This is a genomic window from Micromonospora sp. 067-2 (genome assembly GCF_046549295.1).
Taxonomy (GTDB): domain Bacteria; phylum Actinomycetota; class Actinomycetes; order Mycobacteriales; family Micromonosporaceae; genus Micromonospora.
This window is the reverse complement of sequence record NZ_JAJPWB010000001.1, coordinates 64,049-87,415: the sequence shown is the minus strand read 5'-3', so window position 1 is coordinate 87,415 and position 23,367 is coordinate 64,049. Positions and strand designations below refer to the sequence as shown.

23 protein-coding genes are annotated in these 23,367 nt (G+C 72.3%); 3 read left to right on the top strand and 20 right to left on the bottom strand.

Translation table 11 applies throughout. The annotated features are described in order from the left end of the window. Positions 1-6 precede the first annotated feature (6 nt). The 10 genes from ACLJN9_RS00410 to ACLJN9_RS00365 all read right to left on the bottom strand — a co-directional run bounded on the left by ACLJN9_RS00410 (position 7) and on the right by ACLJN9_RS00365 (position 8,992). The gene (locus ACLJN9_RS00410) at positions 7-597 is read right to left on the bottom strand and encodes a DinB family protein (protein WP_410808927.1); all 591 of its coding nucleotides are present in this window, start codon (positions 595-597) and stop codon (positions 7-9) included. A gap of 55 nt (positions 598-652) precedes the next feature. Then, the gene (locus tag ACLJN9_RS00405) at positions 653-1,819 is read right to left on the bottom strand and encodes a hypothetical protein (protein ID WP_410808926.1); all 1,167 of its coding nucleotides are present in this window, start codon (positions 1,817-1,819) and stop codon (positions 653-655) included. Further along, entirely contained in the window at positions 1,812-2,609 is a 798-nt protein-coding gene (locus ACLJN9_RS00400) for a sugar phosphate isomerase/epimerase family protein (protein WP_410809509.1), read from the bottom strand. Before ACLJN9_RS00400 ends, ACLJN9_RS00405 begins: the two co-directional genes overlap by 8 nt. A 65-nt stretch (positions 2,610-2,674) precedes the next feature. Further along, complete coding sequence (locus tag ACLJN9_RS00395; protein WP_410808925.1) at positions 2,675-3,829, bottom strand: dihydrodipicolinate synthase family protein; 1,155 nt, start codon at positions 3,827-3,829, stop codon at positions 2,675-2,677. After that, positions 3,826-4,977: a Gfo/Idh/MocA family protein gene (locus tag ACLJN9_RS00390; RefSeq protein WP_410808924.1), complete on the bottom strand. Its 1,152-nt coding sequence runs from the start codon at positions 4,975-4,977 to the stop codon at positions 3,826-3,828. Before ACLJN9_RS00390 ends, ACLJN9_RS00395 begins: the two co-directional genes overlap by 4 nt. A gap of 47 nt (positions 4,978-5,024) precedes the next feature. Further along, positions 5,025-5,780, bottom strand: a complete 756-nt coding sequence (locus ACLJN9_RS00385) for an ABC transporter ATP-binding protein (protein ID WP_410809508.1) — start codon at positions 5,778-5,780, stop codon at positions 5,025-5,027. 43 nt (positions 5,781-5,823) lie between these two features. Next, positions 5,824-6,831, bottom strand: a complete 1,008-nt coding sequence (locus ACLJN9_RS00380) for an ABC transporter substrate-binding protein (protein WP_410808923.1) — start codon at positions 6,829-6,831, stop codon at positions 5,824-5,826. 23 nt (positions 6,832-6,854) lie between these two features. Beyond that, positions 6,855-7,772 carry an ABC transporter permease gene (locus ACLJN9_RS00375; RefSeq protein ID WP_410808922.1) on the bottom strand — a complete coding sequence of 306 codons (918 nt, stop codon included), beginning with the start codon at positions 7,770-7,772 and terminating at the stop codon, positions 6,855-6,857. A gap of 166 nt (positions 7,773-7,938) precedes the next feature. Further along, a complete protein-coding gene (locus ACLJN9_RS00370) occupies positions 7,939-8,655 on the bottom strand; it encodes a cupin domain-containing protein (protein ID WP_410808921.1) in 717 nt (238 codons plus the stop codon). After that, positions 8,648-8,992 carry a cupin domain-containing protein gene (locus tag ACLJN9_RS00365; protein ID WP_410808920.1) on the bottom strand — a complete coding sequence of 115 codons (345 nt, stop codon included), beginning with the start codon at positions 8,990-8,992 and terminating at the stop codon, positions 8,648-8,650. Before ACLJN9_RS00365 ends, ACLJN9_RS00370 begins: the two co-directional genes overlap by 8 nt. A gap of 96 nt (positions 8,993-9,088) precedes the next feature. Here ACLJN9_RS00365 and ACLJN9_RS00360 point away from each other — a divergent pair, with 96 nt between their 5' ends. Both ACLJN9_RS00360 and ACLJN9_RS00355 read left to right on the top strand, forming a co-directional pair. Then, entirely contained in the window at positions 9,089-10,162 is a 1,074-nt protein-coding gene (locus tag ACLJN9_RS00360; protein WP_410808919.1) for a LacI family DNA-binding transcriptional regulator, read from the top strand. Between the two features lie 2 nt (positions 10,163-10,164). After that, a complete protein-coding gene (locus ACLJN9_RS00355; RefSeq protein WP_410808918.1) occupies positions 10,165-11,178 on the top strand; it encodes a phosphotransferase family protein in 1,014 nt (337 codons plus the stop codon). Between the two features lie 48 nt (positions 11,179-11,226). Here ACLJN9_RS00355 and ACLJN9_RS00350 read toward each other — a convergent pair whose 3' ends face one another. Then, positions 11,227-11,889, bottom strand: coding sequence for a fasciclin domain-containing protein (locus ACLJN9_RS00350; protein ID WP_410808917.1), 663 nt, complete (start codon positions 11,887-11,889; stop codon positions 11,227-11,229). 135 nt (positions 11,890-12,024) lie between these two features. Between ACLJN9_RS00350 and ACLJN9_RS00345 the strand changes: the two genes are divergently transcribed. After that, positions 12,025-12,510 (top strand): GNAT family N-acetyltransferase, encoded by a 486-nt coding sequence (locus ACLJN9_RS00345; protein WP_410808916.1) that lies wholly within the window; start codon positions 12,025-12,027, stop codon positions 12,508-12,510. Positions 12,511-12,653: 143 nt separating this feature from the next. Here ACLJN9_RS00345 and ACLJN9_RS00340 read toward each other — a convergent pair whose 3' ends face one another. From ACLJN9_RS00340 to ACLJN9_RS00300, 9 genes are all read right to left on the bottom strand, one after another. Beyond that, positions 12,654-13,937, bottom strand: a complete 1,284-nt coding sequence (locus tag ACLJN9_RS00340; protein ID WP_410808915.1) for an MFS transporter — start codon at positions 13,935-13,937, stop codon at positions 12,654-12,656. A 47-nt stretch (positions 13,938-13,984) separates the two neighbouring features. Further along, positions 13,985-15,067 carry a DUF1566 domain-containing protein gene (locus ACLJN9_RS00335; RefSeq protein WP_410808914.1) on the bottom strand — a complete coding sequence of 361 codons (1,083 nt, stop codon included), beginning with the start codon at positions 15,065-15,067 and terminating at the stop codon, positions 13,985-13,987. 218 nt (positions 15,068-15,285) lie between these two features. Further along, on the bottom strand, positions 15,286-15,786 hold the full coding sequence (locus ACLJN9_RS00330; protein ID WP_410808913.1) for a DUF1772 domain-containing protein: 501 nt from the start codon (positions 15,784-15,786) through the stop codon (positions 15,286-15,288). A gap of 119 nt (positions 15,787-15,905) precedes the next feature. Beyond that, a complete protein-coding gene (locus ACLJN9_RS00325; protein WP_410808912.1) occupies positions 15,906-17,756 on the bottom strand; it encodes an IucA/IucC family protein in 1,851 nt (616 codons plus the stop codon). Beyond that, positions 17,753-18,343 (bottom strand): GNAT family N-acetyltransferase, encoded by a 591-nt coding sequence (locus ACLJN9_RS00320; protein WP_410808911.1) that lies wholly within the window; start codon positions 18,341-18,343, stop codon positions 17,753-17,755. Before ACLJN9_RS00320 ends, ACLJN9_RS00325 begins: the two co-directional genes overlap by 4 nt. Continuing rightward, on the bottom strand, positions 18,340-19,629 hold the full coding sequence (locus ACLJN9_RS00315) for a lysine N(6)-hydroxylase/L-ornithine N(5)-oxygenase family protein (protein ID WP_410809507.1): 1,290 nt from the start codon (positions 19,627-19,629) through the stop codon (positions 18,340-18,342). Before ACLJN9_RS00315 ends, ACLJN9_RS00320 begins: the two co-directional genes overlap by 4 nt. Before the next feature lie 35 nt (positions 19,630-19,664). Beyond that, positions 19,665-21,218: a pyridoxal phosphate-dependent decarboxylase family protein gene (locus ACLJN9_RS00310; protein ID WP_410808910.1), complete on the bottom strand. Its 1,554-nt coding sequence runs from the start codon at positions 21,216-21,218 to the stop codon at positions 19,665-19,667. Positions 21,219-21,309: 91 nt separating this feature from the next. Beyond that, positions 21,310-22,167, bottom strand: a complete 858-nt coding sequence (locus ACLJN9_RS00305; RefSeq protein WP_410808909.1) for a siderophore-interacting protein — start codon at positions 22,165-22,167, stop codon at positions 21,310-21,312. Positions 22,168-22,171: 4 nt separating this feature from the next. Then, on the bottom strand, positions 22,172-23,203 hold the full coding sequence (locus ACLJN9_RS00300) for an ABC transporter substrate-binding protein (protein ID WP_410808908.1): 1,032 nt from the start codon (positions 23,201-23,203) through the stop codon (positions 22,172-22,174). Positions 23,204-23,367: the final 164 nt, after the last annotated feature.

Below are 23,367 nucleotides of genomic sequence, written 5' to 3'. Positions count from 1 at the left end.
CGCCGGCTATCCGAACCGGTCGGCGAGCTTCGTCAGCCTGGCGACGTACGCCGGCCAGTCGTGGTCGTCGGGGACGCTGCTGCTCTCCCGACGCCAGCCGATCGCTCCGTCGTGCTGCTCACGAATGATGTCGGCGTGACCAGCGTGCCGGGCCAGGTCACCCGTCACGTGGATGATGATCCTCTGCAGCGTCACGTCCCGACTGCCGGGTCGCCACCACGGCACCTGACCCGGCGCGTCGAGGGGCAGCTGTTCGATCGTCTGGTCCGCGAACTCCGCCACCCGGCGATACAGGTCGATCAGCCCGTCCTTCGTCTCACCCTCGTTCGCGTACCAGTCCGCCTGCGGGTCCGCCTCGAACGCCCGCAGGGGAACCAGCTCCTGAGGTGTCGGAAACTCGCGCCCGAATGTGGGCCCGAAGTAGTTGGCTTCGACGTTGAGGCAGTGCTTGATGATGCCCAGCAGGTTGTTGCCGGTCACGGTACGGGGCAGTCTGGCCTCGCGTTCGCTGAGCCCGTCGAGTTTCCAGATCAGGTCATCGCGATTCGCTCGGAGGTAGTGGTGCAGCGCAGCCTTCGGGTCGCCCAGGTCAGCCATGCCCACCAGTCTCCCCTATCCCCGAGCCGGCCGGTGCTGCCCGACCTGTGGTGGATCACGTGGCCTGACCACCGTGGCGCCGCCACAGCAGCGTGAGCGCCCCGGCGAGGGCCAGTCCGAGCAGCGGGGCGACACCCACCCCGGCGAGCGTGCAGCCGACCGCGAGGAGCGCCGGCGGCACCCAACACCACGCGGGCACCGTACGCGGTGTCCGGCCGCGCCGTCGGGCGGCGGCTTCGGTCGCCATCGGCACCACCAGCACCGGCAGCGCGGCGGCCAGCAGCGTCAGCCAGGGCAGCACGAGCCGGTCGAAACGCGCCACCGCCAGCCCTCCGCCGAGCACCGCGACGAACAGCATCGCCGTAGGCGCGGGCACCCGGGGAGCCAGGCCGCGCAGCGCGAGCGCCCCGGAGTACGTCGTGGTCAGCGCCGCGGCGAACACCGCCACCGCGACGAACAGATTGGCGTACGCGGCCAGCCCCGACCCGGCGGCCAGGAGCGCGACCACGTCCGCTGAGCCGGTACGCAGCCACAGGCCGGCACCGGCGAGCACTCCGAGCAGCGCCGGCCCGATCAGCAGTCCCACGCACCAGACCAGGTCCCGCCGCCGGGCCAGGCCGACGCTGAAGTCCGGTGCGCGCAGCGCGAAGACCGCCGCGTACCCGAGCAGCGCCGCCGCGTCGGCGAGCCCACCCGCACCGGCCCGGACCGGTGTGCCGGGCGGCGGCAGCACGGTCAGGCACCAGCCGACAAGCAGAACCGCACTGAGCGTGGTGACCACGGCCACCCGGTTGCCCAGCCGGGCCGGCGCCCACGAGACGGCGAGGACCGCCACCTCCAGCAGCGCCGGCCCGGTCCAGCCCGGCAGATGAGTCAGCGCGGCCAGCGAGGCCCCGCCGAGGCCCACGTTGAAGCCGTTCCAGCCGATCATCGCCGCGGTCAGCACGGCCGCGAGCAGCAACCGCGACGTGTTGCCCAGGTACGCCGGCAGCACCCCGGTCAGCGTCGTACCGTCGCCCAGCGGCGGGCGCAGGCCGATCAGGCCCTGCCACCACAGCAGCGCCGCGATCACCACGGTGCCGAGCAGCAGCCCGGCCACCGGCACCGCGCCCTCGTGCCGGGCAGCCATCGCCGCGCCGAGCACCAGGGTGGCCGGCGCGGTGCCGATGCCCAGCCAGGCACCGGCAGCCGCCGGCCACCGCCGTTCGGGAAACTCAGACAACGTGGTCCAGGTAGCCGGCGATCGAGGCGTCCAACACCTCCCGACCCGGACGCGCCCACACCTCGGCGGAGAAGACCTCCACCTCGATCGGGCCGAGATAGCCGGCCGCGTCCACCGCCTCGCGCAACCGCCGCAGCTCGATGCACCCGTCGCCGGGCAACGCCCGACCGAGCAGCACCCCCTCCGGCAGCGGGGTGACCCAGTCGCACACCTGGAACGCGGCGATTCGCGCCCCGGCCCGGTCGATCTGCGCGTACACCCGGTCGTCCCACCACACGTGGTACGCGTCCACGACCACGCCGACCACCGCCGGGTCGAACCGCTCGGCGATGTCCAGTGCCTGGCCCAGTGTGGCGATCACGCAGCGGTCGGCGGCGAACATCGGGTGCAGCGGCTCGATGGCCAGCCGCACCCCGGCCGCCGCCGCGTGTGGGACCAGCTCGCCGATCGCGTCGGCGACCCGGTCCCGGGCGCCGTCGATGTCCCGGCTGCCCGCCGGCAGACCGCCGGAGACCAGCACCAACTCGGGGGCGCCCAGGGCTGCCGCCTCCTCGATGGCCCGCAGGTTCTCCGCCAGCCAGTCGTCGGCGGAGAAGAACCCACCTCGACACAGCGAGGTGACGGTGAGGCCGGCGTCGCGGACCAGCTTCGCCGCGCGGGCCAATCCGTACCCGGCCACCGGTTCCCGCCACAGTCCGATGCCCGGCACGCCGGCCGCCACACAGCCGGCAACCACCTCCGGCAGCGGCCAGTGCTGCGACGTCGCCTGGTTGAACGAGAACCGCTCCAGCCCACGCACTGTTCCGGTCTCGGTTCGCGACTGCGGGGCTCGCAGAACCGGCTCGCTCCTCGCGCTCACTGTGCAACGCCCGCGACGCTGAAGAACGCCCGGGCGCGGGCGGCGGCCAGCTCGGCATCGGGCAGCAGCCCCGCGGCGTCGGCCAGGGTGAGCAGGGTGGCCAGGTGGGCCGGGGACCGACCGGACTGCGCGCCGCCGACCATCGTGAAGTGGTCCTGGTGCCCGGTCAGCCAGGCCAGGAACACGATTCCCGTCTTGTAGTGCCAGGTCGGCGCCGCGAACAGGTGCCGGGCCAGCGGTACGGTCGGCGCGAAGGTCTCCTCGTACGCCGCCAGGTCCCCCCGGTCGAGCGCGTCCAGCGCCGCGGCGGCCGCCGGCGCGATGGCCGCGAACACCCCGAGCAGCGCGTCGGAGTGGCCCACCTCGTCACCCCGGATCAACTCCGGGTAGTGGAAGTCGTCGCCGGTGTAGAGCCGCACCCCGTCGGGCAGGCGGCGACGCAACGCGACCTCCCGGTCGGCGTCGAGCAGCGACACCTTGATTCCGTCCACCCGGGACTGGTGCGCCTTGATCAGCTCGACCACGGTGTCGGCGGCCAGGTCCAGATCCGCCGCACCCCAGTAGCCGGTCAGCGCCGGGTCGAACATCGAACCCAGCCAGTGCAGCACCACCGGCTCCTCGGCGGCGGTCAGCAGTTCGTCGTACACCCGCAGGTAGTCCTCGGGGCCTCGCGCGGCGGCGGCCAGGTGCCGGCTGCACATCAGCACCGGGCGCGCGCCGGCCGCGCGCACGTCGTCGAGCTGCTCCCGGTAGGCCGCGGTGACCTCGGCCAGCGTGGCCGGCCCAGCCGACAGTTGGTCGGCGCCGACGCCGGCGACGATCCGCCCGCCCACCGCGCGGGCTTCGGCGGCGCTGCGGCGGATCAGCTCCTGGGTGGCCGCATAGTCCAACCCCATCCCCCGCTGGGCGGTGTCCATGGCCTCGGCGACCCCGAGCCCGTACGACCAGAGGTGCCGACGGAACGCGAGGGTGGTGTCCCAGTCCACCGCCGCCGGGGTGCCCGGCACGTTCTCCGCACCGGGGTCGGCGACCACGTGCGCGGCGGCGTACGCGATCCGGCTGCTCGCCGGTGCCGCCGGGCGGGCGAATCCGCCTCCCCCGGCCAGCCGGTGCCGCCGCCCTCCGGGCAGTACGACCTCGGCGCTGCTCATTCGCCCAACTCCGGAACCTCGACGCGGACACCGTCGCGGGCCGAGCGCAACCCCAGCTCGGCGAGCTGCACGCCGCGCGCGCCGGCCAGGAAGTCCCAGCGGAACGGCTCGCCGGCCACGACGTGCCGCAGGAACGCCTCCCACTGCACCTTGAACCCGTTGTCGAACTCCTCGTTGTCGGGCACCTCGGCCCACTGTGCCCGGAAGTCCTCGGTGACCGGCAGGTCCGGGTTCCACACCGGCTTCGGGGTGACCGCCCGGTGCTGCACCCGGCAGTTGCGCAGCCCGGCGACGGCGCTGCCCTCGGTGCCGTCGACCTGGAACTCCACCAGCTCGTCGCGGTAGACCCGCACCGCCCAGGACGAGTTGAGCTGCGCGATCACGCCGCCGTCGAGTTCGAAGATGGCGTACGCGGCGTCGTCGGCGGTCGCCGGGTAGCTGCGGCCGGCCTCGTCCACCCGCTCGGGCACGTGGGTCGAGGTCACGCAGGAGACGGCGTTGACCCGGCCGAACAGCTCCTCCAGCACGTAGTGCCAGTGCGGGAACATGTCGACCACGATGCCGCCGCCGTCCTCGGCCCGGTAGTTCCAGGACGGCCGCTGGGCGGGCTGCCAGTCGCCCTCGAAGACCCAGTAGCCGAACTCGCCGCGCACCGAGAGGATCCGGCCGAAGAAGCCGCCGTCGACGAGCCGCTTGAGCTTGCGCAGGCCGGGCAGGAAGAGCTTGTCCTGCACCACGCCGGTGCGGACCCCGGCCGCGTCGGCGGCCCGGGCCAGGTCGAGCGCCCCGGCGGTGTCCTCGGCGAGGGGCTTCTCCGTGTAGATGTGCTTGCCGGCCTCGATGGCCTGCCGGATCGCCTTCTCCCGCTGCTGGGTGACCTGGGCGTCGAAATAGATCTCGACGTCGTCGCGGGCCAGCGCCGCGGTCAGATCGGTGGTCCACTCGGTCAGCCCGTGCCGCTCGGCGAGCTCCCGAAGCTTCGTCTCGTTGCGCCCGACCAGGACCGGTTCCGGCCAGATGGTCGTGCCGTCGGCCAACGCCACGCCGCCGGACTCACGGATGGCCAGCAGCGAGCGGACGAGGTGCTGCCGGTAACCCATCCTTCCGGTCACTCCGTTGACGATGATGCCGATCGACCTGCGGGTCATGATGTTCCTTCCGTTGTGCTGGTCGTGCTGGTCGTGCCGATCCGCGCTCAGTGGTTGGCGGCCGCGCTGCCGAGCAACCCACGCAGGTCGGTGGCGAGCCGGTCGAAGCGGGAATCCGACATCACCTGCGCGTAGTCGCGGTGCGCCGGCAGCTCGACCGGAAAGGTGCGGATGATCCGGCCGGGCCGGGCGCTCATCACCACGACCCGGGTGCCGAGGAAGACCGCCTCGGCGATGGAGTGGGTGACCAGCACCACGGTGGTGCCGGTCTCCCGCCAGATCCGGTGCAGTTCGGCGTTCATCTGCTCCCTGGTCAGCGCGTCCAGGGCGCCGAACGGCTCGTCCATCAGCAGCACCGGCGGGGAGTGCAGCAGTGCCCGGCAGAGCGCGACCCGTTGCTGCATACCGCCGGACAGCTCGTGGGGCAGCGCCTTCTCGAAGCCGGTCAGGCCGGTCATCTCGATCAGCTCGTCCGCCCGGCGGGCCGCCTGCGCCCGGTCCATGCCGCGCATCTCGGCCTGGAGCAGGATGTTGGCCCGCGCGCCGCGCCACTCAAGCAGCGCGGCCTTCTGAAAGACGAAGCCGATCTCCTTCTGCGGGCCACGCACCGGGCGGTCGAGCAGCGACACCGCACCGCTGGTTGGCCTGACCAACCCGGCGACGATCTTCAGCAGGGTGGACTTGCCGCAGCCGGACGGACCGACGATGGTGACGAACTCCCCCGGGGAGATGTCCAGGGACACGTCGTCCAGCGCGGTGGTCTGCGAACGCCGGGAGGTGAACCGGACGGTGAGCCCGGACATCCCGATGGCGGTGCCGGTCCGTGCCGGCGCGGCGGTCACCGGATCACCCCTGGGCCGCGTACGAGGCGTCCCAGTACGCGTTGGGCGCGCCCGGGTCCTTCAGCTCCGCGTAGCGGGACATCAGGTCGATGGTCTCGGTCCACTGGGCCTCGGTGTTCACCCCGGGCGGGCCCTCGGCGCCGATCAGCGGCAGGTTGAGGGTGAGCTGCTTCGTGAGCACCTCGGGCGCGGGCTCGTTCTCGGCGAGGGTGGCCATCGCGCTCACCGCCCCGGCCGGGTCGCGGGCGGCGTCGGCCCACGACTTCTGGGTGGCCCGGACGAACTTGCGGGCCAGCTCCGGGTCCTTCTGCAGGGTCTGGGTGTTGGCGATCAGGCCGGTGCCGAGCAGGTTCATCCCGTAGTCGGCGAAGAGCAGGACGTCGACCTTCTTGCCGGTCTTGCTCTCGATGGTCGGCGCCTGGTCGTGGAAGAAGCCCATGATGGCGTCCACCTTGCCCTCGGCCAGCGCGGCGATCTTGCCGGCCGCGTCCACGTTGACCACCTTGACCTCGGTCGACTTGATGCCGTTCTTCTCCAGCCACGCCGGGAAGGTGGCGTAGAGGGCGTCGCCGGGGGTGCCGCCGACCGTCTTGCCCTTCAGGTCGGCCGGCGTCTTGATGTTCTCCGCCGAGAAGAACTCCACCGAGGCCGGGCCCTTCTCCAGGTACGCGCCGAGACTGCGGACCGGCATGCCGCTGGCCACCGACTTGAGCAGCACCGGGCTGTCGGCCCAGCCGAAGTCGGTCTGCTTCTGGGCGACCTGCTTGATGGTGTTGCCCGAGCCGTTGCCCGGGAGGATCTTCAGCTCGATGCCCTCGGCGGCGTAGTAGCCCTTCTGCAGCCCGTAGTAGAAGGGGGCGTGCTCGCCGTACGGCACCCAGTTGAGGGTGAGTGTGACCTTCTTGTTGCCGCCGGCGCCGGTGGCGCCGGAGGAGTCGTCCCCGCCGCCGCACCCGGTGGCGGCGAGGAGCAGGGCGGCGGTGGCCAGGATGGTGGTGGCGGTGCGTTTCATCGGTGCCTCCGTGATGGGGTCGGTCAGGAGGTGGTGAGCGGTACGCCGGCCCGGCGGCTGGCGTGCCAGGGGATGAGCAGCGCCTCGGCGATCTCGACCAGGACGAACAGGACGATGCCGATGGCGGACATCAGGATCAGGTCGGCGAACAGCAGCGGCGCGTCGAGGTTGCCGTTGGCCAGTAGCAGGACGTAGCCGAGCCCTTCGCTGGCGCCGACGAACTCGCCGACCACCGCGCCGACCACCGCGAGGGTGACCGCCACCTTCAGCCCGGCCATCAGGTGTGGCAGCGCGTTCGGAAAGCGGATCTTGCGGAAGGTGCGCCACGGCCCGGCGCCCATCGTGGCGGCGAGGTCGAGCAGTTCCGGGTCGGTGGATCGCAGCCCCGCCACGCCGGAGATGACCACCGGGAAGAACGCGATGAGCACGGCCAGGATGATCTTCGGGGTGAAGCCGAGACCGAACCAGACCACCAGCAGCGGTGCGATGGCGATCTTCGGGATGACCTGTGCGAACAGGACGATCGGGTAGAGCGCCTTGTCCAGGGTCCGCGAGTAGGCGATGGCGACCGCGGTGGCCAGCCCGAGCGCCCCGGCCAGCACGAAGCCGACGACCGTCTCGTAGAGCGTGACCATCGTGTGCCGGGCCAACTCCGACCACTGGTCGGTCATCGTGGTCCAGACCTGGGCAGGAGTGGGCACCAGGTAGTTGGGCACGTACTCCCGGGCGGCGACGAACCACCAGGCGACGAAGAACGCCGCCAGGACCAGCGCGGGACGCCACAGCGAGTCGGCGAGGGCGATCGCTCGCCGACCGAGCGTCGGTCGGGGCGGGCGACCACCGACGCCGGGCGGCGGACCGGCCACCGTGGACGGCCCGGGTTCCCCCGCCGCCGTCGAGGCGGCCTCGCGGCCCGCCGTGTCCAGAGCGTTGTCGGTCACGCGGAACCTCCTCGGGGCCCGGCACGACACCGCGGACCGGGCTGGTCGGCGTATCAGGCAAACGCTTTCCTGGAGCGTAGGCGGCCCTCCCACACCAGGCAAGGCCTTTCCTGGATCTGTTTCCCGCCGGCTCGACACCGACCGGCGGACCGTTCGGAGAGGACGCTCAGGCGATGGCCGGATAGGTGTCGAGCAGGCCGCACATGCCCAGCCGACCGCGCTCGACCGGCTCGCCGACCACGTACACCCCGGCCTCGCCCAGGTGGCCCGGATCCCCCCGGTCGAGGGCGTCGAGCTGCCCACCGGTCCCGGCGGCGGCCCGACCCGCGCCGGCCTCCCACCGCTCCCGCCACCGCGCCAGCAGCGGCCGGCGCAGCGCCAGCGCGGCACGGTGAAACGCTGCCAGCGCCGTCGGACCGCCGGCCCGCAGCGCCTGGAAGCCGGTCACCGCCAGGTCCCGCCGGCGGTACGCGGCGCTCAGGTCGGCGCCCGGCGCTCCCCCGCCCGGAAGCGCAGCGGCGGCGGCGTACGCGGCCGGGTCGGCCAACACCTCGGGCGGGAAGGTGAGGACCGCGTCGCCGGCCTCGGGCAGGCCGCTGTTCTGCATGAGCACCACAATGGTCAGCCCACCGCCGTTGACCAGGCGGTGCACGGTGCCCGGCTCGAACCAGACCACCGCGTCCGGCCGCAGCGGTGTCTCCTGGTAACCGGCGGCGGTGAGGGTCTGCACCGCGCCCTCGCCACCGGTCACCAGGTATCCCTCGGTGCAGCAGAGGTGCACGTGCGGGGTGCCGCCGACGACGCCGTCCGGTGCGGCGGTGTCGTAGACGCGCAGCCGGGACACCCCGATCCCGCCGGGCAGCGGGGCCGACCGGTCAGGCATCGAAGTACTCGTCGGTGTCGTCCGCCGCCGGCAACGACACCAGCAGCACCGTGAGGTCGCCGATGGCCCGGTGCCGGCAACCCGGCTTGATCAGGAACGCGGACATCGGTCGGGCCGGATGACGTACGCCGTCCAGCTCGACCTCGCCCTCACCGGCCAGCACCACGTAGTACTCGGTGGCGATCCGGTGGTGGTGGGTGACCGCGTCCTGCACCGACAGCAGGTGCACGCTGGCCTGGCCGTCGCTCTCGGCGGCGAAGCCCCGACGGGTGGTTCCGCAGGAGCAGCGTCGGGCGGGAAGCTCGTCGAGGTGGAGCACCGCGTAGCGATCGGACATGACCGGGCCTCCCTGCTGCAGGAAAGGGCTTTCTCTGCGGTACCGTGACGCTAGCCGGCAGAACGAAACGCCGTCAACAGATCGAGGGGGCGGGCCATGGCGACCCTGTCCGACGTGGCGCGTCGCGCGGGCGTCTCGCCCGCCACCGCGTCCCGCGTGATCAACGGCAGCAGCAAGCCGGTCACCGACGAGTTGCGCGAGCGGGTGCTCGCCGCCGTCGCCGAGCTGCAGTACGTGCCGAACGCCCACGCCCAACTGCTGGCCCGCTCGCACCGCAGCGCGGTGGGCGTGATCGTGCACGACGTCTCCGACCCGTACTTCGCCGAGATCACCCGCGGGCTGCAACGGATCGCCACCGATCAGGGCCGGCTGCTGATGATCTGCAACAGCTACCGGGACCCGGACCGCGAGTTGGAGTACGTGGAACTGCTGCGCGGCCACCAGGTCGCGGCGCTGATCCTGGCCGGCTCCGGCTACCACGACGCCGCATTCACCCGACAGCTCAACGAGAAGCTCGCCGCGTACGAGGCGACCGGTGGACGGGTCGCGGTGATCGGCCGGCACGAGCACTCCGGCGACGCGGTGATGCCCGACAACCGGACCGGCGGCTACCTCGCCGGGCGGGAGCTGTGCGAGCTGGGCCACCGGGCGATCGGCGTGGTGGCCGGTCCGCGCATCCTCACCACCACCACCGACCGGTTGGCAGGGCTTCGGCAGGCGCTCGCCGAGCAGGGCCACGACCTGCCCGAACGGCGGATCCGGTACGCGGAGTTCGACCGCGACGGCGGCGCGGAGGCCACCGCCCGACTGCTCGACGGCGACCCGGAGCTGACCGCGATCGTGGCGCTCAACGACTCGATGGCCATCGGTGCGCTGGCCACCCTCCGGGCGCGCGGAGTGCCCGTGCCGCAGCGGGTCTCGGTGGTGGGTTTCGACGACATGCCGATCGCCCGGGACGTGACCCCGGCCCTGACCACCGTGCGGCTGCCGCTGGTCGAGATGGGGGTCCGCGCGATGTCCCTGGTGCTCGACGACGAAGCGTCGGCGCCACGGGTCGAGGTGCTTCCCGCCGAGCTGGTTCGCCGGGACACCGCCGGCCCGGCCCCAGCCTCCGAGCGGGACGTTCCCGCCGCTGCGCCACGCTCGCGGCGTGCTGCCACCCCCTCCTGACCGTGGCCAGCCCGACCCAGCGTGCCCTCACGGCCGACGACGTGGCGTACCTGGTCCGTGCGTCGTTGGGGCCGCAGGCCCTGGTCCGGGACACCGGCCCGCTGACCGGTGGCGGGTACGCGACGGTCTGGTGGGTGCTGCTCGACGACGACCGCCGGATAGTGGTGAAACTGGCGCCGCCGGCCGGGACGCGGCTGCTGCGCTACGAGCGCGGGCTCTGCGCGGCCGAGGCGCGATACTTCCGGCTGGTCGCCGAGCGGGTGCCGCAGGTGCCCGTACCCCCGGTGCTGCATCACGGCACCGACCCGGCGTACGGCGAATGGCTGTTGACCGGGATGCTGCCTGGCGGGTCGTTGCGCGAGTTGGCCCAGGCCGGCGCCACGGTCGACGACGGCCCGGCGCGGTACGACCTCGGCGTGGCCCTCGCCGCGCTGCACCGGGTCACCGGCGACCAGTTCGGCTATGACGACGACCGGTCCAGCGGGTCGACCTGGCGTGTGGCGTTCACCGCGATGCTCGACGCGCTGCTCGACGACGCTGCCGACTGGGTCGTCCGGTTGCCGGTCACTCCCGATCGGTTGCGCGCACTGGTCGGGCGGCACGCCGACGCCCTGGACGAGGTGCGCCGCCCCGCCCTGCTGCACGTCGACTGCTGGGACGGCAACGTGTTGGCCGCGCTCGACCCGGAGGGCCGGCCGCGGCTGACCGGGCTGGTCGACGGTGAGCGGTTCCTGTACGGCGATCCCCTGCTCGACCTGGTCTCCCCGCTGCTGTACGGGCGGATCGAGGACGAGCCGGAGCATCCGCTGCTGCGTGGCTACCGCACCGCCGCCGTGGAGCCGCTGGTGCTGGACGGCCCCGCGCGTCGACGACTCGGTCTGTACCGGCTGCACCTGTATCTGCTGATGACCGTCGAGATGCCCAGCCGTGGAATGACCGCGCGGAGCCATCCGGGGCGGCACGCCCGGCTGGCGGCCCTGCTCGGCGAGGAGCTCGACACGCTCGGCCGGGACTGACCCGACGGGTGGCGCCCGACGTGTGGTCGGACGCCACCCGTAGCTCGGTCAGGGCAGGTCGATCGGGCGCAGCACCCGGTCCACGACGTGCGCGATCTGCCGGTTGCCCTTGTTGACGTCGAAGGCGACGACCCGAGCGTCCCGGTCGTCGGTGTCGGCGTCGACGAGCCGCACCTGACGGAAGTAGTGCCAGTAGGTGCGCACGTCCACCTCGACGGTCGGGCCGAGCGCGGTGGTCAGTTCCGCGCCGTCGGACCGGACGGCCGCACGGCGGTCGATCGTGGCGCCCGGCACCACGTGGTACAGCAGGACCGACTCCACGGTGTCGATGCCCAGGCCGGCGACGGCGGTGAACGAGGCGCTCTCGCTGGGCAGCTTGCGGGCGTCGGTGATGTCGCGGACCAACTGTTGGAACGCGGCGTCGTTGGGGAGGAACGCGGTCAGCGCGACGGTGCCGTCGGTGAGCACCTTGACCGGAGAGCTCGGCTTGGCCTTCAGCACGGCCAGCACGGCCGCGGTCAGCACGTCGAAGTCACGCGGGTTGTGGTCGAAGCCGCTGCTGTCCCTGGTGAGCACCTGGGCGAGCGACGTGGTGCCCAGGGGCTTCTGCTTGCCGGTGGCCTGTGCCGCCGGTACGGCGACGGCGGTGGTGGCCAGCGCGGTGGCCATCGTGCCCACCGCCACCCGGGCGGCGAGTCGTGCGATCTTCATCAGTGGGCCTTTCGTCGAAGGCGAACGGTTCCATGACGTCTCGTCACGACCCATGCTTCGTATCGGGCGCGCCGCCCGGATGCACCCGGGGGATAACGGATTGTCGGAGGCCCTTTCCGGGCTTAGCCTGCCCCGATGCGGGTTCGGGAGTTCGTCGACCAGGACTGGTCGCAGGTGTGGCCGATCGTCGAGGAGGTGATCCGGGCACAGGAGACCTTCCCCTACGACCCCGCGATGACCGCCGAGCAGTCGTACGGCATGTGGGCGGAGGCGGCGCCCGGGCGGACCGTCGTGGCGGTGGACGGCACACGGGTCCTGGGCACCGCGAAGATGGGCACCAACCGGCCGGGCCCGGGAGCGCACGTGTCCACCGCGAGCTTCATGGTCGCCGCCGACGCCCGGGGCCGGGGTGTGGGCACCGCGCTGTGCCGCGACGCGCTGGCCTGGGCCCGCCGGCAGGGGTACGCCGGCATGCAGTTCAACGCCGTGGCGGAGAGCAACCGGTCGGCGGTGCGGCTGTATCGGCGGGAGGGCTTCGAGGTCGTCGGCACGGTGCCGGGCGCGTTCCGCCACCCGACCCTCGGTCGGGTCGGCCTGCACGTCATGTACCAGGAGTTCTGACCGGCCTGGATCCCTCCGGCGCAGCCACCGGCCGACCCGGCCGGGGCCTGGTGGCACTCAGCGCCTTTGGAGCTGATGTCGTAGACGAATCGGCTGGCCTGCGCTCCTGCCTGAATCGTTGACGACATCACCTCCACAGCGTCTCAACCGGTGCCGCCGGCCGGGGCCGGTTGGAGTTCCGGCTGCCCGGGTCGCGCCTCCGCGCCAGCTCGACGGATCGGGGTGAACAGGCCGCCGACCGCGACCAGCAGGCATCCCGCCCCCGCCACGACGGTGACCACCGCGACGCCGTAGCGGGCGGCGGCCCAGGTGAGCACGACCGCGCCAACCGGCCCGAGAGCGTAGTGCGTGCTCCAGAACGCCGAGGTGACCCGGCCGAGCAGGTGATCGGGCGTGATCTCCTGGCGCAGCGACAGCGAGCAGATGCCACCCACGCTCACGCAGCACAGGTACACCGCGGTGAGGGCGGTGACCGCCGGCACGGTCGTCGCGACGCCGACGCCGGCCACGGCCAGACCGCAGATCGCCTGCGCGCCGATCCAGGTGAAGCCGAAACCGCGCCAGCGGCGCAGCGGCGCCACCAGCAGCGCACCGGCGACCGTGCCCAACGCCGCCAGGCCCAGCACCGTACCCACGGTGCCCTCGGAACGGCCCAGGTCGTGGGTGACGTGGAAGATCAGCACGTCGACGAAACCGTAGGTCAGGAAGACGAAGACCGACAGTAGGACGGTCAGCGCGCGCAGCACGGGCTGACGCCACAGGAATCGTGCCCCGGCGAGGAACTCGGCCAGCGGCCGCTGCCGGGTCACCGGTACGGCGTCGCCGGCCTGCACGGGTCGCAGGCGGATCAGCCGCAGGCCGGCGGCGGAGAGCGCGAAACTCGCCGCGTTGACGGCGATCGCCGTGGCCGGGCCGAACCGGGCCGACACCACGCCGGCGAGCAGGGGCCCGAGCACGGCCGCCGCCGCGTAGGTCGCCTGTAGCCGGCCGTTGGCCTCGGTGATCCGGTCCCGGTCGACCAGGTTGCGGACCGCTGTCACCGCGGCGACCTGGAACACCATGCCGGCGGCCTCGCAGATCGGCAGGACCACGAAGAGCAGCCAGATCTGCGGGCCGGCGAGCCAGGCCAACGGCACGAGGCCGTAGAGCGCGAGCCGGGCCAGATCCGCCACGATCATCAGCCTGCGTCGGTCGTACCGGTCGACCAGCACGCCACCGAAGATCCCGGCGCCGACGGCCGCCGCACCGGCGACGGCCGTCAGCAGACCCATCCGGGCGACCGACCCGGTGGCCTGGAGCACCAGCAGCGGAACCGCCAGGTAGGCGAACGAGTCGCCGGCCGCGGAGAGCGACTGGGCGATCCAGTACGTGCCGAAGGTGCGATCCCGCCACAGCGGTGGCCGGACGACGCCGACAGGTCGGATCATGGCGAGAAGGGTAGTGGGCACGCTCGGCGGAGGTGGGGCGGTTGGGGTCAGCGCACGCAGCGCACGCGCGCCTGACCGATGTCGCGGAAGTTGGTGAATCCGTCCTCGTAGTCCAGGGCCCACGGCCGGCCGGGATCGCTGCGGTTCTGCGCCGTCAGGCCCGCTGACGACGACCAGTACCAGCCGTCGGCGACGGTGGCCGGGAAGGCGGCCCGGTCGATGGCTGGCGCCACCCGGGACTCGTCCACCGTGGTGGCGAGTTCCTTCACGCTCGGCAGCCGCCACCGTGTTCCGGCGAGGCTGAGCGCGGCACAGTAGCCGGCCGCCTGTCCGGCTCTCATCGTCCGGCCGGAGTCGGCACGCTGCCAGGTCAGCCCGGTGCGCGGATCGCTCACCTCGCCAGCCGTCACGCGGAGCCGGGGCCGGCCGGAGCCGACCGGCGAGCGCACACACCGGACGTGGAACGCGCTGGCCTGGTTGCCGGCGTTGGTGGCCAGCCCCTCATAAAAGTTGATCATCCAGGAGAGGGCGGGGCTGCGCCGGACCGCCCACGGGCTCGCCGTCCAGAAGAAGCGGGGCGGCGTGCCGGGGAAAGCTCGGGTGTCGATGGCCGGATTGGCGGCGCTGACGTCGACCAGCGAGGTCAGCTCGACCCGGGTCGGCAGCCGCCAACCACCGCCGGCGAGGGTCAGGTCGGCGCAGTAGCGCGTGGCCGCGGCCCAGTCGTACGTCCGGGGAGCCGGGCTGCGTTGCCAGACCAGGCAGGTGACGTTGTCCCGTACGGTGCCGTCGCCCCGGACGGTGTAGCTGGCCGGACGGGGCAGGCCGGTGCCGCGCGGGTTGGGCATCGGCCAGCCGGCCCAGACGGCGGCCGGCCCGCCGGCGCCGCAGCCACCGGATGCGCGGGTGGCCGGGCCGGTCGACCCGGCCGCTGGGCCACTGGATGAGGGCGACGGCGGCGGCGCCGTCCCGAGGTCGCTGCGAGCGTCGGCCGTCGGCGTGGCCGCGGCGGTCGCGGCCTCGGGGGCCGACCGACCCGCCTCGACCGGTGTGGCCGGCGCCCGGCCGCAGGCAGTCGGGACGAGCGCCAGCGTGCCGGCGATCAGCACTGTCGACAGTCGGTTCTTCATCTGATCTTTTCGCTCCGCACGGGGGTCATTCGGGCCGCATGGTCAGCCCGGACGCCCGCACAAAGTAGAGCCACACGGCGATGGAAAGCTAACCTAGATCACTCCTTTAAGGACTATTTAAGGTCGGCGCACGCTCCGCCTGCTTCACACCACCCGCCCCAGGAAACACCACATTCATCTGATGATTTCGATCGGTCCGGTCGACAGGCACGGTGGAATCAGCCGGGCAGCCGTCCCGGCCCGACCAGGGCCCCGGCGAGCAGCCCGAACGCGGCCGTCGAAGCGATCGCACGCACGGCGTTCCCGCGCACCCAGGGCACCTCGAAGCGCTGCCGCAGTGCGGCGAGATCGGCGACCCGGTCGACGTCGCCGGCCCGGGCCAGCACGTCGTTGAGCGGCACGTTGACCACCGCCGTGACGCCGAGCACCAGCAGGTACAGCACCAGCGCGGCGATGACCCACGGCAGCACCGCGCGATGCCCGGCGCCGACATGCAACGCCGCCGCCAGCAGCGTGAACAGCAGCGCGCCGCCGAAGCAGAGCGCGAACCATCCGTTGAGGATCGACTCGTTGATCCGCTGCATGGCGAGCACCAGCGTCCGGTCGTCGGTTCGGCCCAGGCCCGGCATGACCGCGTAGCTGAACGCGGCGAACAGGCCGGCGGTCAGCCCGGTGGTCAGGGTGGCGGCGAACAGGCTTGCGGTGCGCAGAAAGCTCATCGCACGCCGCCCAGGACGAGGACGGGTCGTGTGGTCTCGGTCATGTCCTCCATTGCACCCGTCGGCGAGCGTCCTGACCATGTGCGACAGCCTCAGCCGCATACGCGGACGTCTCGCCGTCAGCGGGCCGGGGCGTAGGGGGCCAGCGGGTTGGTCAGGGTGCCGACGAACTGCAGGGCGGCCGACGGATCGGCCAGGTCGATCATCTGCTGGTTGTCGCGCAGTTGCAGCCGGTTGAGGCAGGACAGCGTGAACTCCGCGGCGAACAGGTCGTAGCGGCGGGCCCGCTCGGCCAGGTGCGGCACCCGGTCCAGGTAGTCGGCGGCGCAGGCCGCGACCGTACGCCAGAAGTCCTCCTCGGCGAGCACACCGGCCTCGACGAGCACCGCGTTGAGGTGACGCAGGAAGCAGTCGACCACGTCGGTGAAGATGCTCAGCAGCTTGGTGTCGTCGGGCACCTCGACCCTGATCCGCTCCACCGCCGCCGGCAGCTCGATCTCGGTGCCCATCACCGCGATCTCCTCGGCGATGTCCTTGAAGATCACCCGCTCCACGGTGTCCCGCTCGTCGAGGACCAGGATGACGTTCTCGCCGTGCGGCATGAACGCCAGGTCGTGGGCGTAGAAGCTGTGCAGCAGGGGGGTCAGGTAGGCGTCCAGGTAGCGGCGCAGCCACACCTCGGGCGCCAGGCCGGAGCGGGCGATCCACGCCGCCGCCAGCGAGCCGCCCGCACTGTCCACGTGCAGCAGCGCGGCCATCGTGGACAGTCGCCGCCCCGGCGCCAGGCCGGGCACCGGGCTCTCCCGCCACAGGGCGGCCAACATCTTGCGGTACGGCGAGGTGCGGTCGGTGGCCGACTCGTACTGCCGGTGCCGGTAGCCCACCGCGGCCCGTTCCCGGATGATGGTCAGCCCGGTGCCGGCCAGCACCTCGTCGCCGGCGATCAGCTCGGCCAGCCAGTCGTTGATCGCCGGGGTGGCCGCCATGTACGCGGCCGACAGCCCGCGCATGAAGCCCATGTTCAGCACCGACAACGCGGTCTTCACATAGTGCCGGCTCGGCTCGGTGACGTTGAAGAAGGTGCGGATCGACTGCTGGGCCAGGTGGTCGTCCGGCCCGGGGCCGAGGTGCACCAGCCGACGTTCGGCCAGCTCACCGGCGAAGGTGACCGCCATCTTGTTCCACCACTGCCAGGGGTGCGTCGGGATCAGGTGATAGTCGGCCAGGTCCAGGCCAAGGTCGGCCATCGTGGCGGCGAACCGCGCCCGGGTCTCCGCGTCCAGCTCACCGGCGATCAGCGCGTCGTAGTCGAGGTCGGCGGCGCTGCTGAACGTCGAGTGGTCCCGGTGCGCGGCCAGCCACTCCAGCCGGACCGGCGCGGCGGCCTCCGGGGCGTACCGGTGGTACTCGTCGACGCCGAAGCCGAGCCGACCGTTGTTGGCCACGAAGCAGGGGTGACCCTCGGTCATCGACGTCTCGATGGTCTGGAAATCAGCCCCGGCCAGCTCGGCGGCGCTCGGCGCGGGCCGGGCCAGCTTGTACGCGGTGCCGGCCAGAGTGGAGGTGATCTCCTCCAGGTAGACCGGGAGCACCCGCGCGGACAGACCGAGGGTGTCGCGCAGCTCGACGATCAGGTCCACCGCGTCGGGTGGCAGCGACGTGCCGTCGCGGTGCCGCGTGATGCTCTCCGGGTCGATCTGCCAGTGCGCCAGGGCGAGCACCCGTGCGGCGAACCGGTAGGTGACCGCGCTGTCGTCGCTGCGGATCTCGTACCACTGCCGGTCGTCCGCCGTCGGCGCGGGCACCGGTTCGGGGGTGAACAGCCGCTCGTGGGTGAACTCGGCCAACGCCTTGCGGACCAGCAGGCGGTTGGCCCGTGCCCAGCGCTGCGGGGTGAGGTGCCCCACCGGGTCGACGGAGGCGGCCGGTACGGCGGCGGACGGCTGGGTCGGGACGGCGGTGGCGGTCACGCCGGGGCTCCTTCATCTCGGGTGGCGGTGGCGGGCTCGGCAGCGGCGAACCGGTCCCGGGTACAGACGCTGAGCAGCGCGTCCTTCTCGGGCTTGGCGACGGTGCCGACGACCTCGAAGCCGGCGGCGGCGTTCAGCGCGTGCACGGCGGTGTTGCGCACGTCCGGCTCGACCACCACCCGGCGGTTCGCCGGGTCGGCGAAGAGCCAGGCCAGAACGGTGCCGATCACCGCGCGGGTGAAGCCGTGCGCCGGAGTGCCGGTGGGGGCGCAGAGAAAGTGCATGCCCACGTCGCCGGGCTGGGGGTCGTACAGGCCGACCAGCTCGTGGCGGGCCGGGTCGTAGCGTTCGGCGAGGAAGGCGGGTCGCCCACGCCACAGGCCGAGGTACGCGTCGTGGTGCGGGTGGTCGGCGATCCGCCGGTACTCCTCGGCCACCCCGGCCGGGTCGGCGTCCTGCATCAGCCAGAACGCCGCCTTCGGGTGCGTCACCCAGGTGTGCAGCAGCGCGGCGTCGGCGTCCGGGTCGAGGGTGCGCAGCGCGAACTCACCGAGCCGGTCGTCGACGCGGGTGAAGACGACGGTCACGAGATCCCCCCGGCGGGCGCGCCGAACTCCTGGAAGGTGATGCTCTTCTCGATCGGGTAGTGCTCCCGGCCGAGCAGCTCCCGGATGATCCACGAGTTGCGGTACGCGCCCATCCCCAGGTCGGGCGAGGTGATGCTGTGCGTGTGGGTGCCCGCGTTCTGCAGGAAGACGCCGCGCCCGGTGTGGTCGACGCTGTAGTTCCGGGCCACGTCGAAGCGGCCGTGGGAGTCCCAGCGGATGCGGTCGCGCACCGGTGTGAGGAACTCCGGCACCCGGTAGTGGTAGCCGGTGGCCAGCACCAGCCCCTCGGTCCGCAGGGTGAAGTCCCGCTCCTGCTCCGTCTGGCGCAACCCCAGGGTGTACGCGCCGTCGCCGTGCTCGGCGCTGGTCAGCTCGGTGTTGGTGAGCAGCCGGGTGTTCACCGGTCCGTTGACACTGTGCGCGTAGAGCAGGTCGAAGATGTCGTTGATCAGGTCGGCGTTGATCCCCTTGAACAGGCCCTTCTGCTCGGACTCCAGCCGGTACCGGGTCGCCTCGGGCAGAGCGTGGAAGTAGTCCACGTAGTCCGGTGAGGTCATCTCCAGGGTCAGCTTCGTGTACTCGAGCGGAAAGAACCGCGGCGAGCGGGTGACCCAGTTGAGCTGGTAGCCGTACCGGTCGAGGTCGCCGAGCAGGTCGTGGTAGATCTCGGCGGCGCTCTGGCCGCTGCCCACCACGGTGATGCTGCGCTTGGCCCGCAGCGCCTCCCGGTGCTCCAGGTAGCGTGAGTTGTGCACCGCGTCGCCGGGCAGCCCTGCGACGGCGGGAGGCAGGTGCGGCGGCGTGCCGGTGCCGAGCACCAGGCGCCGGGCGCGGTACTCGACGCTCTCCCCCGCCCCGGTGGAGGCACGAACCACGTACCGTTCGTCGGCGTCGTCGTACTCGACGGTGGTCACCGACTGGCCGAAGCGCAGGTTCGGCAGCTTCGCCGCCGCCCACCGGCAGTACGCGTCGTACTCACTGCGCAGCGGGTAGAAGCTCTCCCGGATGTAGAACGGATAGAGCCGACCGATCTCCTTGAGATAGTTGAGGAACGAGTACGGCGAGGTGGGGTCGGCGAGGCTGACCAGGTCCGCGATGAACGGGGTCTGCAGCCGGGCCGACTCCAGCAGCATGCCGGGATGCCAGGCCAGGCTCGGCCGGGCCTCCAGGAACACACCGTCCAGCTCGTCGATCGGCGCGGTGAGGCAGGCCAGACCCAGGTTGTACGGGCCGAGCCCGATGGCGATGAAGTCGTGGGTGGACATCGGGATCTCCAGGCGCGGGGTCGGGTTCACCGGCGTCAGCCGACGTGGCAGGTCAGATCGGCGGCGGTGTGGTCGTACACGTAGCGGCCAGCGTGGTGGGCGATCAGTTCGAGCACGTGCCCGACGTCCTCGACGGTCGTGGCGGGGTTGAGCAGGGTGAACTTCAGGAAGTGCCGCCCGTCCACCCGGGTGCCGGCGACCACCGCGAGCCCGGACGCGGCCAGCGCCTCCCGGGCGTACAGGTTGGCCGCGTCGGCCAGCTCGCGGCCCGGGCCGGTGGTGGGCAGGTAGCGGAAGACCACGGTGCTCAGCGAGGAGCGGGTCACCACCTCGAAGCGGGGATCCTCGCTGACCAGCTCCCAGGCGTCGGCGGCCCGGTCGACCACCTCGTCGAAGAGCGCGCCGAGCGCGTCCGGGCCCATCACCCGCAGGGTCAGCCACAGTTTCAGCGCGTCGAACCGGCGGGTGGTCTGCAGGCTCTTGTCCACCTGGTTGGGGATCCGCTGCTCCACCATCCGCGCCGGGTTCAGGTAGTCGGCGTGGTAGGTGGCGTGCCGCAGCGCCCGCCGGTCGCGGACCAGCAGCGCGCTGGAACTGACCGGCTGGAAGAACGACTTGTGGTAGTCGACGGTCACCGAGTCGGCCCGCTCGATGCCGTCGAGCAGGTGCCGGCGGGTCGTCGAGACGAGCAGACCGCAGCCGTACGCGGCGTCCACGTGCAGCCAGACGTCGGCTGCCGCGCAGATCCCGGCCAGCTCGGCGAGCGGGTCGATGGAGCCGAAGTCGGTGGTGCCCGCGGTGCCGACGACGGCCATCACCACCAGCCCGGCCTGCCGGCACCGGGCGATCTCGTCGCGGACGGCGGAGGGCCGGACCCGCCGCTGCGGGTCGGTGGCCACGGCGATCACCGCGTCCGGGGCGAGGCCGAGCAGCTTGGCGGACTTCTGCACGCTGAAGTGGCCGGCCGCGGAGGTGAGGACGCGTAGCCGGGGTAGCAGCTCGGCGCGGGCCGCCGGGTCGATCGCGGCGGCGCACGCCTCCTCGCGGGCCAGCAGCAACGCCTGGAGGTTCGACTGACTGCCCCCGCTGGTGAACACGCCGTCGGCGTTCGGGCCGAGGCCGATCCGGGTGGCCGTCCAGTCGATCAGGCGCCGTTCGATGAGGGTGGCCCCGGCGCTCTGGTCCCAGGTGTCCAGCGAGGAGTTGACCGCGGTGAGCACCGCCTCGCCGAGCAGCGCCGGAATGGCTACCGGGCAGTTGAGGTGGGCGAGGTAGCGGGGGTGGTGGAACCAGACGGCGTCGCGCAGGTAGACGTCCTCCAGCTCGTCCAGTGCGGCGCCGGCGTCGCCGAGCGGCCGGTCCAGGTCGACGCGGTCGACCAGGGGCGCCAGCTCGGCCGGGGTGATTCCGGTGACGGGCTGGTCGACGGTGGCCACCCGGCGGGCGACCCGGTCGACGCCGTCGGCCAGGGTCCGCCGGTACTGCTCGACCGAGCCGTCATGCAGCAGCTGGGCTCGCGCGGCGGCCGCGGCGGTGGCCCGCACCGGTGGCGGCGCGGTGGTCTCGACGGGGTACGTCGGCACGGTCACGGGAAGTCCTCCACGTTCTCGACGATGAGCAGCCGAAACCTCCCCCGGGGCAGGGCGCCGGGGGCGGTGCTGCGTTCGGATGGGTCGCCGCTCAGGCGGTGGGGTCGGCCGGCGCCTCGGCGCGCAGATCCTCCTCGGATGCACCGCGCCGCCAGTAGCCGGCGAAGGTCACCCGCTGGCGGTCGATGCTCCGCTCGCCGACGAGGTGCCGGCGCAGCGCCCGCACCGCCCCGGACTCGCCGGCGATCCACGCGTACGGGATGCCGGTGGGCAGCCGGGCGCCGCGGACCGCGGAGACCAGCAGGTCGCTGCCCGCCGGGGTGTTGCCGCGGACGATCCACCTGATCTCCGCCTGCGCCTCGGTGGGCAACTCGACGATGTCGGCGGCGGCGGGCACCTCGATCCAGGCCCGGACCCGGGTGCCCGCGGGCAGCCAGGCCAGGATGCCGGCGGCGGCCGGCAGCGCGGTCTCGTCGGCGGCCAGCAGCACCAGCTCGGTGTCGTCCGGTGGGCGGAAGCAGACACTGCGGTTGTCGTGCACGGCGGGGCCGAGCAGCAGCACCCGGTCCCCCGCCTGGGCACGGCCGGCCCAGCGCGTGGCGGGGCCGGTGTCGCCGTGGGCCACGAAGTCGATGTCGACCTCCTCGACGGCGGGACGGTGCTCCCGGATGGTGTAGGAGCGCATCACGGCGCGGACGTCCGCCGGCAGGGCCCGCCACGCGCCGAACCAGTCCTCCCCCCGCTCGGTCGGCACCACCGGGGCGCCCTGACCGGGGTGCGGCAGGAACAGCGAGACGCTCTGGTCCCGGCCACCGCCGGCGAAACCGGTCAGCTCCGCGCCGCCGAAGGTCACCCGGATCAGCGAGACGCCGACCCGGCGGACCCGTACGACGTGCGCGGCGAAGAAGCGGTACTGGAGGACGACGGGTTCGACGGTGCTCGTACTCATGGCGTCAGCTGACCTTCTTCGCGGCCCGGATGGCGGTGGCGAGGTTCTCCAGCAGCGGCGCGGAGCCGGCGTACGAGAAGCGGGGTACCGCGTCCCACGGGGTCACCTGGTTGGCCTTGACCGCCGGCAGCTGCTGCCAGGTGGGCTTGCCGGCGAGGTCCTTGGGTTGCAGAGCGGTGCTGCGGTTGTCCAGCAGGAGCAGGTCGGCCGGGAACTTGGCGGTGTTCTCCCAGCTGAGCGCCTCGAAGTAGTCGCCGGCCTCCAGCTTGGTGGGGACCACGATGTCGACGCCCAGCTCGGCGAAGTACATCAGGTCGGTGCTCACCTTCGGGTTGGAGACGTAGAACAGGTCGGGGCTGCCGGAGCAGGCCATCACCCTGATTCCGGGGTTGGCCCTGACCGCCTGCCGGACCGCCTCGGCGGCGGCGTCGAAGCGGACCTTGGCGTCGGTGACCTTCTTGGCGGACAGGTCCGCGCCGAGCGACTCGGCCAGTGCGGCGTACCGCTCGATCGGCGTGGTCATCGGCACCCGGGCGGTGGTGATCGCCACGCTCGGCGCCAGCGGCAGGATCTTGGCCTTGCTCTCGTCCGGTACGTACCAGAGGGCGTCCGGGTCGTACATGTGGGTGACCAGCAGCTCGGGGCGCAGCGCCGCGTACTTCTCCAGGCTGAACTCTCCCCACGCGTTGCCGAGGATCTCCACAGCGTCGATGTTCAGGTCACCGGCCTGCGGCTCGGCCGTGCCGTCGGCGCGCTTGGTCTCACCGAACACGCCGACGAGCTGCTTGTCGAGACCGAAATCGATCAGTGCTGCCGCTACGCCGGTGAAGGCCACCACGCGGGCCGGCCGGGCCGCCGCCTCGATCTTCGTGCTGCGGTCGTCGGTGAAGGACCAGGGGCCACTTCCGTTGCTGGCGGCGGGCTTTGCGGCGTCGTCCTTACCACAGCCGGCGAGCAGGGCGGCCAGCGTGGCGGCGCCGCCGGCGGCCAGAAGGCCACGGCGGGAGAGGCGACGTGCGGACAGGGAATCGGGCATGGTGTTGTCTTTCGATCAAGGGTTGGCCGGTGTCGACCAGGGCAGCGGGGTTAGGTTAGCCTAACCTCGGACATTGTCAACAGCGGTACCTCGTGTCGCCACACCACCGGAGCCCACACTGGACGCCACACCCTCCGTCACCGTCTCGGCGCGGCCCGTGCCCA

Bases quoted from the DNA above. Each gene is read 5' to 3' on its own strand.
- ACLJN9_RS00305 (WP_410808909.1), bottom strand. From the start codon at position 22,167: ATGAGTACGAGCACCGTCGAACCCGTCGTCCTCCAGTACCGCTTCTTC.
- ACLJN9_RS00350 (WP_410808917.1), bottom strand. From the start codon at position 11,889: ATGAAGATCGCACGACTCGCCGCCCGGGTGGCGGTGGGCACGATGGCC.
- ACLJN9_RS00300 (WP_410808908.1), bottom strand. From the start codon at position 23,203: ATGCCCGATTCCCTGTCCGCACGTCGCCTCTCCCGCCGTGGCCTTCTG.
- ACLJN9_RS00315 (WP_410809507.1), bottom strand. From the start codon at position 19,629: ATGTCCACCCACGACTTCATCGCCATCGGGCTCGGCCCGTACAACCTG.
- ACLJN9_RS00360 (WP_410808919.1), top strand. From the start codon at position 9,089: ATGGCGACCCTGTCCGACGTGGCGCGTCGCGCGGGCGTCTCGCCCGCC.
- ACLJN9_RS00380 (WP_410808923.1), bottom strand. From the start codon at position 6,831: ATGAAACGCACCGCCACCACCATCCTGGCCACCGCCGCCCTGCTCCTC.
- ACLJN9_RS00335 (WP_410808914.1), bottom strand. From the start codon at position 15,067: ATGAAGAACCGACTGTCGACAGTGCTGATCGCCGGCACGCTGGCGCTC.
- ACLJN9_RS00395 (WP_410808925.1), bottom strand. From the start codon at position 3,829: ATGAGCAGCGCCGAGGTCGTACTGCCCGGAGGGCGGCGGCACCGGCTG.
- ACLJN9_RS00340 (WP_410808915.1), bottom strand. From the start codon at position 13,937: ATGATCCGACCTGTCGGCGTCGTCCGGCCACCGCTGTGGCGGGATCGC.
- ACLJN9_RS00345 (WP_410808916.1), top strand. From the start codon at position 12,025: ATGCGGGTTCGGGAGTTCGTCGACCAGGACTGGTCGCAGGTGTGGCCG.
- ACLJN9_RS00390 (WP_410808924.1), bottom strand. From the start codon at position 4,977: ATGACCCGCAGGTCGATCGGCATCATCGTCAACGGAGTGACCGGAAGG.
- ACLJN9_RS00370 (WP_410808921.1), bottom strand. From the start codon at position 8,655: ATGCCTGACCGGTCGGCCCCGCTGCCCGGCGGGATCGGGGTGTCCCGG.
- ACLJN9_RS00385 (WP_410809508.1), bottom strand. From the start codon at position 5,780: ATGTCCGGGCTCACCGTCCGGTTCACCTCCCGGCGTTCGCAGACCACC.
- ACLJN9_RS00330 (WP_410808913.1), bottom strand. From the start codon at position 15,786: ATGAGCTTTCTGCGCACCGCAAGCCTGTTCGCCGCCACCCTGACCACC.
- ACLJN9_RS00365 (WP_410808920.1), bottom strand. From the start codon at position 8,992: ATGTCCGATCGCTACGCGGTGCTCCACCTCGACGAGCTTCCCGCCCGA.
- ACLJN9_RS00410 (WP_410808927.1), bottom strand. From the start codon at position 597: ATGGCTGACCTGGGCGACCCGAAGGCTGCGCTGCACCACTACCTCCGA.